The following is a 9,023-nucleotide window of genomic DNA, read 5'->3' on the forward strand; positions in this document are numbered from 1 at the left end:
ATGACGAGGGTCTAAAACAAAGGGATTTTGTGGTATAATAGATACAGAATGATACAGATTGAACGTTGGGGGTGTAACAGAGTTGGACGGGCTAGATGAAACAGTTACGAAGCATGAGCAGTTATTGCGTCATATCGAGCAGTTGAAAATAGGCTCCAAAATTTCTGTACGCAGGTTGGCTAGAGAAATGAGCGTAAGCGAAGGCACGGCCTATCGGGCTGTGAAAGAAGCAGAAAATTTGGGAATTGTCATAACCAAGGAACGGATCGGAACAGTACGCGTGGAGAAGCGTCCACGCGGCTTGTCTGAGCAACTGACCTTTGCGGATGTAGTGAATATTGTAGAGGGACATGTGCTGGGCGGAAGCGAGGGACTGGAGAAACCGTTGCACAAGTATGTGATCGGGGCGATGCGTGAAGAAGCGATGGCGCGTTATATTGACGCAGGCAGTTTGCTGATCGTAGGTAACCGGGAGGATGCACATTCGCTTGCACTGGAGCAGGGAGCAGGTGTGCTGATTACCGGGGGGTTCGGTACGAGTCGGGAGGTTAAGCAGCTTGCAGACCAGATTAGTCTGCCGATTATTTCTTCGCGCCATGATACTTTTACGGTGGCTTCTATGATTAATAGAGCGATATTTGATCGCCTGATCAAAAAGAAGATTATGTTGGTTGAAGACATTGCGGCAAGCAAACCGAAGACGCTGACCTTGAAAATCAACAGCACGCTTACCGAATTTGAGGAGCTATCGGCGACTACTGGACATCATCATTTTGCCATAGTGGATGAATGGAATCGTTTGATAGGGATCGTCAGCCGTAAAGACGTGGAAGGGCTCCAACCTGAACATACGATGGATAAATGTATGATCCGTAACCCAATCACGGTCACTTACCAGACCTCGCTGGCTTCTGCCGCTCAAATGATGGCGTGGGAAGGTGTAGATTACTTGCCAGTCGTGGACCGCAACCGTAAGCTGCTCGGGTCCGTTACACGGCGTGAGGTGCTGGAAGCACTGCGTAACGCGCAAAAGCAACCGCAGCTGGGCGAAACGTTCGACCAGTTGATCTGGAACGGATTTGCTGAGGAGCGCAATGAGGACGGATCATTATTTTTTCGCGGTTTTATCATTCCACAGATGGCTACTAATTTAGGGACGATCTCGGAAGGCGTACTGGTCAACGTGATGACACAAGCGGGTTACCGGGCAGCTAGAGATATGAGCGGCAAGGATTATGTGCTGGATAATTTGACGACTTATTTTATTCGACCGGTACAGATTGAGGATGCTGTCGTTCTTCGTCCATTGCTGCTTGAGATGAGTCGCCGCACCTGCAAGCTGGAAATTGCGATTTCTCGGGAAAATCATTTGGTGTGCAAAGCTGTGATGACGCTTCAATCTATTGAACACGGTTAATCTACCTCTGGTTGAAGCAGGAAGTGAAGCTAAGTAAGATCGACTTAGTGGCTTTGAGGCAGTCTTTCTTTGGCCTCAAGCCAAATTTGCAGCACGCCTTCCATGACAAGCATCGTTTTGACCTGGATTGTATACTCCTTGTCACGAACGGTGTATTTTTTTTGGTTCAGCAGCATACGTACCAGCTTGCTGTCAGAATCAATCTCGAACATATCTCTGCCCCGCAGCACCTCCAGATCACGACTGACGCGGCGAAGAAGCTCTTTCAGGTTAATCGCATCAATTTTTTCAGCCGAAGCTTCCTCCGCGATCAGTTTAATCTCTTTGACAACCGTTTGACGCTTGCTGTATTTACGCAATGTTTTGTTGTCCTCTTCGGCTTGCTGAAGCTTAAATTGCAGGTCCTGGTTGTTCGTCCACAGCTGGTTAAAGCTGGCATGCCAGATCGCATTATAGATCATTCCTCCCGTAATCATACCGAGGACAAAAACGGAGGATAATTGCATAAAAGGGCGCAGGCGCTCAAAGGGGGGAACTCTCATAGTCGTTTCACCTCACGACCGTCCATTGCCGCATACCCACTTGACCAGCTCTGCACCCATATGAGCGCCTAAAAAAGCGAAAATCAAATACAATATCTGCTTGATGGCAGGTGACAAATTACCATCCAACATATTGCTCTCAATGACCCGGATCGGGTCCATCGTTCCCCCTACAGCGGCGGCAAGCGCCCATATTTTAATCCTGCCGGCAACCTCCAGCATCGTCTGGGTAGGTGGCTGAAGCGATACGACAGCTCCCATTCCTCCGAGCATGGCTCCTCCGAGCACGATGCCGAAGGCAATGAAGAAGTCGAGAATCGCTTTGGATATAAAAGTGCTCATGCTCTTTTCCTCCTTAAGTATACGAATCAGGACCGCGCTTGTCCGCCCGGGTCTGTACTTTTATTCTATGGGCGCTACTAACGCGGATATGATAAAATAGTTTGAAGAAAATCAAGCGGTGAAGGGAAGAGAAGCGCATGAGTTCATTTGTGCATTTGCATGTTCACAGCGAGTACAGCCTGCTGGACGGCGCGGCTCGTACCGCGGAATTGGTCAAACAGGCATCAGCTTACGGAATGAAGGCGCTGGCCCTTACAGATCATGGGGTCATGTACGGTGCCATTCCTTTTTATAGAGCATGTGTAGAGAACGGCATTAAGCCGATTATCGGGTGTGAGGCTTATATGACGGCAGGGTCGCGCAAGGAGCGTGGAAGCCGGAAGGATCAGCCCATATATCATTTAATTTTGCTCGCTAAAAATAAAACAGGCTATCAAAATCTGATGAAGCTGTGCTCCATGGGTCATTTGGAGGGCTTTCACTATAAGCCGCGCATCGACATGGACGCTTTGGCTGCCCATCATGAAGGCATCATATGCCTGAGCGCATGCTTGGGCGGTGAAGTGCCGCAGCATTTGCTGCATGGACGGGAAGCTGAGGCACGACGTGCAGCGGAACGATACCGCAACATTTTTGGCGATGATTTTTATCTGGAGCTTCAGGATCATGGTCTGTCAGAGCAAAAACGCGTAAATCCTCAATTGATCGCATTGGCGAAGGAGCTGGATATTCCGCTAGTGGCGACGAATGACGTACATTACTTAACTGAGCCGGATGCTGACGTCCAAGATGTCCTGATCTGTATCGGGACAGGGAAAACCGTTGACGATGAGGAGCGCTTGCGGATACCAACACGCCAGTTGTATCTGAAAAATCAGGAGGAAATGGCTCGTTTATTTCCACATGTAGCAGAAGCCATCGCCAATACGGTGCGTATTGCTGAGAAATGCGAGCTGGAGCTGGAATTCGGTCAATCTATTTTGCCTGAATATCGCCCTTTGCCGGAAGGCATGACATCTTCGTCCTATTTGCGCAGTCTGTGCGTGCAAGGGCTGGAACATCGCTACGGAAGCGATCCTGCATGGGAGCAGCCGGAGGAGCGGGAAAGACTGAACCAGCGGCTGAGCTACGAATTGAATACGATTGACAGCATGGGCTTCAGCGATTACTTCCTGATTGTATGGGATTTTATTGCTTTTGCTCATAAGCATAAAATTGCAACAGGACCGGGACGGGGGTCCTCAGCAGGGAGTTTGGTTGCCTATGTGCTTAATATCACGAATGTCGATCCAATGAAATACAATCTACTATTTGAACGGTTCCTCAACCCTGAACGGATCAGTATGCCGGATATAGATATTGATTTTAGCGATGAACGCCGCGATGAGGTTATCGACTATGTAGTACAGAAGTACGGAAATGAGCATGTAGCGCAAATTATTACCTTTGGTACGTTAGCAGCTAGAGCCGCAGTCCGGGATGTGGGCCGAGCATTGAATGTACCGTATGGCGAGGTGGACAAAGCGGCCAAGTTGATTCCAGCTCAGCTTGGCATTAATATCCGGCATGCGTTGGAGATCACCCCCGAGTTGAAGGCACTGTATGACACGAAGCCCAAGACACGTGAATTGCTGGATATGGCGATCAAAGTAGAAGGAATGCCTCGTCATGCTTCGACACATGCGGCAGGTGTTGTCATCTCGCGGACTCCATTGACTGATGCAGTTCCGCTGCAAGAGGGGAGTGAAGGGGTTCCTCTGACGCAATACTCGATGGAAAATCTGGAGCGCATTGGGTTGCTGAAAATGGATTTCCTCGGACTGCGTACACTCTCCATTATAGAACGGTGTATGCGCTGGATTGCAGAACAACATGGAGAAACACCTGATTTTGACTGTGTTCCCGATAATGACCCGCATACCTATGAATTACTGGGTAAAGGGGATACAGGAGGTGTGTTTCAGCTGGAGTCGGCTGGTATACGCCGGGTGCTCAAGGATTTGAAACCAAATGTTTTCGAAGATATCATTTCTGTCGTGGCTTTGTATCGTCCGGGTCCGATGGGCTTTATTCCTAACTTTATACAGGCGAAACACGGACAGATCGAGATTTCTTATCCGCATCCTGATCTTGAACCGATCTTAAAGGACACCTACGGTATTATTGTGTACCAGGAGCAAATCATGCAGATTGCTTCGCGTATGGCTGGCTTTTCCCTGGGAGAAGCTGATCTGCTGCGTCGCGCGGTGTCCAAGAAAAAGCGTGAGGTGCTGGATCGGGAACGTGGCCATTTTGTCGATGGCAGTATCAAGCAGGGCTACACGGAGGAGGAAGCTGGAAGGGTTTACGATATGATCGTCCGTTTTGCCGACTACGGTTTTCCGCGTGCCCATGCCGCCGCTTATGGTGTGTTAGCATTCCAGACGGCTTATCTTAAGGCTCACTATCCGGTACAATTCATGGCTTCCATGCTGACGGCCGTAATGGGAAGTCACCGAAAAGTGGCTGAGTATGTTGTCGAATGTCGTCGCATGGATATTGCAGTATTGCCGCCTGATGTGAATGAGAGTGGAGTGCTGTTTACCCCATTACAGCAGGGGGATATCCGTTTTGGACTAGCTGCAATTAAAAATGTTGGTACACAAGCAATGGAAAGCATTCTTACTGTTCGCAAAGAGCGCCCTTTTGACAGTCTGCTCGATTTTTGTCGACGCGTCGATTTGAGAGTATGCAATAAGAGAGTAATTGAATCGCTTATTCAGGCAGGGGCATTTGATTCATTGACAGGTCATCGGTCACAGCTGCTTGCTATGTTGGATGAGACGGTAGATGCAGCTGCAAAATGGCGTAAAGAACGTGACGATTTGCAAATTGATATGTTTGGGTTTGTAGAAATGCCCAATTGGGACATCGAATATCCGAATGTACCCCCATTTAGTTCCAGCCAGCAATTAGAGATGGAACGCGAATTGCTGGGACTGTATTTGTCCGGGCATCCGTTAGATGATTTTGAGTCGCTGCTGGAAAGCAGTCAGGCGGATCGTCTGATGGAGCTGAGCGATGTCCCAGATGAAACGGTTATTGTGACCGCAGGCATGGTGGTGTCACTCAAGACGATTACGACCAAGCAGGGAAAGGCCATGGCTTTCATTGAACTGGAGGATCAGATTGAGCGCTGTGAGGTTGTGCTGTTCCCTGAAGTTTGGAAGCGAAGCCAGCAGTGGATTGAAAAGGGAGCCTTGCTTGCACTTCGTGCCAAGATGCAGCAGCAGGACGAGCACTTCAAGCTGCTGGCAGATGAGGCAGCTCCGCTAGCGGAAGATACGCTGGCACGGCTCCTCCAGCGCCGGCGTGCCAGTGCGCGTTCATCCGCAGCCACTGGAGCTTCCGTGCCCGCTGCTGGCAGCCCAGGCGGCAGAGCACCGCGTGTGTCGCCCTCGGCTTCGGCAGCCGCTACATCAGTGTCGCCGCAGCAGAAGGCAGCTCGTCCTGTGTCGACTCTTTCCCAACGCGGAGGCGAAGCGGCTCATGTTGAGCAGGCTTCGTCCTCGCGCGGTTCGGAATCGCCCGCCCGTCAGCGGGTGTTTGTCAAAATCACCCGCCAAGCCGAGGAGGACGCCAGCTTGTTGGTTAGCCTCAAGGCGCTGCTGCAGGAGCACCCCGGTGCTGTGCCAACCGTACTCTTTTACGAGAGCAGCCAGCGACTGCTAGCGTTGAGCGATGCCTACAGCATTAAGCCCTCACCTCAGCTGTTTGACCAAATGGAGTCGATGTTAGGTATAGGCACGGTGAAAGTCAAATGATCGGGCCATAGCAATTGGCCCTTGTTGTAACGGTTTTATGAACATTTCCCTCCCCTTTCGCATACACTTGGAAAACTGGCGGAACAGGGGATTCAACACGTACCCTGCACCTTAAGATCCCGCACGGTGGAAGAATAGAACTGTAACGGTGAAAGCGGGGGGATATGATGTCCTATGAATATGCAGAAGCCTTGTTAAATCGCAGAGGCATCCGTATCGAGTCCATTGCGGACATTGTTTATCAGCTTCAGCTAAAATATTATCCTCGTTTGACTATGGAAGAATGTGTAGACAGTGTCAAAGCGGTTTTGCAAAAGCGTGAGGTTCAATATACGTTGCTCACAGGTATTGCACTTGATGAACTAGCCGAGAAGAAACTTCTCCCCCAGCCCCTGCAAGCTATCATGGAGGCAGACGAACCGTTGTACGGAGTAGACGAGACGATGGCTCTTGGCATTACGAGTGTGTACGGCATGATCGGCTTAACCAGCTTTGGGTATTTGGACAAGGAAAAGATTGGGATTATAGAAAAGTTGAACCAAAAAGGCAGTGGCATTCATGTGTTTTTAGATGATCTTGTCGCTGGACTGGCTGCCGCAGCTTCTTCGCGTATTGCTCATCGGAGCCTTCATGCCAAGCATTATCCTGCGTCATTGGATGCTTAATTGACCTATGTAACAGAGTTGAAGATTGTCTAGGCCCTCCGACGGAACTTGAATGATCAGGAGGGCTTTTGTTGCGGGAAAAAAGTAAGGTATGTTATCATGAGTCTATTATATGGGCTCAAAACTTGAGGCTTAGGGGGTAGAAACAAGGCATGTGGACGGTGATATATATTGCACCGACGGCCAGACTGGCTGACATGATTAAGCTCAAACTGTCTGAAGAAGGTTTTATGGTGCAGACCCGGGCCATCAGTGCATCCAAGCAACAGTTTGAGATACTTGTGCCTTCGGGTGAAGTCGAAGAAATACAGGAAGTGCTTAATTCGATTTTGCGCCCTTGAGTCCGGAACGGCGGAAGTGATACAGCAGCATGAATGGAACAAAGGATGCACGATCGGCGGTAATGTTGTATGAACAGGCGTTGACGTGTGTATGAACATAATGCTTAGAGGTGCCGCATCGACGGCAGAGGACCTTGTATCGGTTACGGCTGACAAATAAACGGCTGGAGAGGTGTAGTTGTGTTTAAAGATTTATTCCAAAAGAAGCGTAAATACGCGACCATCCCTTCGGAACGGGCGCTGAGCGGCGATCAAGCGGACATGCCGGATCGTCCCAAACGGGAAATTCCCGAAGGTCTTATGACCAAATGTGGCAAGTGCGGAAGCATTCAATACAGCAAAGAGTTGGAGAAAAATTTAAAAGTATGTCCGGTGTGCGGATACCATATGCGTTTGAATGCGATGGATCGCATTCGCATGGTGCTCGACGAAGGCACGTTTACGGAATATGATGCCGATATGATTTCGGTGGACCCGCTGGATTTTCCGGGATATGCAAGTAAGTTGGAGCAACAGACCCTGAAATCTGGCCTGCGCGAGGCTGTCGTTACGGGCGACGGCCTTATTCATGGGATTCCTGTTGTCGTAGCGGTGATGAGCTTTGACTTTTTTACAGGCAGCATGGGCTCGGTCGTAGGAGAGAAAATTACTCGCGCCATCGAGCAGGCGATTGAGAAGCGCTTGCCGCTTATTATCTTCTCTACATCCGGTGGAGCACGTATGCAGGAGAGTATTTTGAGCCTGATGCAGATGGCCAAAACAAGTGCTGCTCTCGCTCGTTTGGACGAGCAGGGATTACTTTATATTTCTGTGATCACTGATCCGACTACAGGTGGAGTCTCCGCCAGCTTTGCTATGCTTGGAGATATTATTATTGCAGAGCCAGGTGCTGTGTTCGGTTTTGCAGGGCGTATTGTAATTGAGCAGACCATCAGACAGAAGCTGCCGGATGATTTTCAAACTTCCGAATTTAATTTGCAGCACGGACAATTGGATATGGTTGTACACCGCAAGGAGCTGCGTGATACCCTTGGGCAATTGCTTGATCTGCACAGTGTGAAAGGGGAGGAATAAATGGCTGGCGAATTGCCTTATGAAAAGCCCCTGGTCGAGATGCGACAGAAGATCGAAGAACTCAAGCAATTCGGACAGGATAAGCAAATTGATTTTACAGATGAAATTAACCGCCTGGAAGAACGTTATCTCCAGATGGAAGAAGAGATATATACGAACATTACAGCATCGCAAAAGATGCATCTGGCCCGCCATCATCAAAGGCCAACATCCCTTGATTTGATCGAGCAGGTGTTTACGGACTTTATTGAATTGCATGGCGACCGCTTGTTCGGTGACGATCTGGCGGTTGTAGGCGGGATTGCCAAGCTAAATGGTATTCCGGTGACCGTCATTGGCCAGCAGCGTGGTAAGGATACGAAAGATAATATTGCCCGTTTTTTTGGTAGTGCACATCCGGAAGGATTCCGTAAAGGCTTGCGTCTGATGCAGCAGGCTGAAAAATTTAAACGTCCTATTGTTACATTTATTGATACGAAGGGCGCTTATCCGGGTAATACAGCAGAGGAGAGAGGTCAATCGGAAGCGATTGCCCGCAATTTGCGGGAGATGGCAAAGCTTTCGGTGCCTGTTATTTGTGTGGTCATCGGCGAGGGTGGAAGCGGCGGTGCGCTTGCGTTTGCAGTGGGTAACCGTGTGCTGATGCTGGAACATGCTATTTATTCGGCCATTTCTCCAAACGGCGCAGCCTCAATTCTATGGAAAGATGCTTCCAAGGCGGATCAGGCGGCTGAAGCCATGAAAATCACCGCTAATGATCTCCTGCGCATGGAGATTATTGAGGATATTGTGCCAGAGCCGAAAGGGGGCGCACATCGTAACTATGAAGTGACCGCTGC

At 49.6% G+C, this 9,023-nt stretch carries 8 protein-coding genes; 6 read left to right on the plus strand and 2 right to left on the minus strand.

Annotated elements, in window-relative coordinates; genetic code table 11:
• The first annotated feature begins 82 nt into the window (after positions 1 to 82).
• Positions 83 to 1,417 carry a DRTGG domain-containing protein gene (locus AC5V8P_RS20030; protein ID WP_063213125.1) on the plus strand — a complete coding sequence of 445 codons (1,335 nt, stop codon included), beginning with the start codon at positions 83 to 85 and terminating at the stop codon, positions 1,415 to 1,417.
• Positions 1,418 to 1,461: 44 nt separating this feature from the next.
• Here the strand turns inward: AC5V8P_RS20030 and AC5V8P_RS20035 are convergent, their stop codons facing one another.
• Both AC5V8P_RS20035 and AC5V8P_RS20040 read right to left on the minus strand, forming a co-directional pair.
• On the minus strand, positions 1,462 to 1,959 hold the full coding sequence (locus tag AC5V8P_RS20035; protein WP_063213124.1) for a sporulation membrane protein YtrI: 498 nt from the start codon (positions 1,957 to 1,959) through the stop codon (positions 1,462 to 1,464).
• Positions 1,960 to 1,971: 12 nt separating this feature from the next.
• Positions 1,972 to 2,301 (minus strand): YtrH family sporulation protein, encoded by a 330-nt coding sequence (locus tag AC5V8P_RS20040; protein WP_063213123.1) that lies wholly within the window; start codon positions 2,299 to 2,301, stop codon positions 1,972 to 1,974.
• Positions 2,302 to 2,438: 137 nt separating this feature from the next.
• On the opposite strand from AC5V8P_RS20040, the gene AC5V8P_RS20045 reads away from it, so the two are divergent.
• From AC5V8P_RS20045 to AC5V8P_RS20065, 5 genes are all read left to right on the plus strand, one after another.
• Complete coding sequence (locus tag AC5V8P_RS20045) at positions 2,439 to 6,104, plus strand: DNA polymerase III subunit alpha (protein WP_064796230.1); 3,666 nt, start codon at positions 2,439 to 2,441, stop codon at positions 6,102 to 6,104.
• A gap of 167 nt (positions 6,105 to 6,271) precedes the next feature.
• Positions 6,272 to 6,769, plus strand: coding sequence for a phosphatidylglycerophosphatase A family protein (locus AC5V8P_RS20050; RefSeq protein WP_063213121.1), 498 nt, complete (start codon positions 6,272 to 6,274; stop codon positions 6,767 to 6,769).
• A gap of 152 nt (positions 6,770 to 6,921) precedes the next feature.
• Positions 6,922 to 7,110, plus strand: coding sequence for a hypothetical protein (locus AC5V8P_RS20055; protein ID WP_007429680.1), 189 nt, complete (start codon positions 6,922 to 6,924; stop codon positions 7,108 to 7,110).
• A gap of 180 nt (positions 7,111 to 7,290) precedes the next feature.
• A complete protein-coding gene (gene accD, locus AC5V8P_RS20060) occupies positions 7,291 to 8,184 on the plus strand; it encodes an acetyl-CoA carboxylase, carboxyltransferase subunit beta (RefSeq protein WP_064796229.1) in 894 nt (297 codons plus the stop codon).
• On the plus strand, positions 8,185 to 9,023 hold an 839-nt coding region (locus AC5V8P_RS20065; RefSeq protein ID WP_495473803.1), incomplete at its 3' end, for an acetyl-CoA carboxylase carboxyltransferase subunit alpha.

The sequence above is a fragment of the Paenibacillus sp. N119s genome (genome assembly GCF_059447605.1).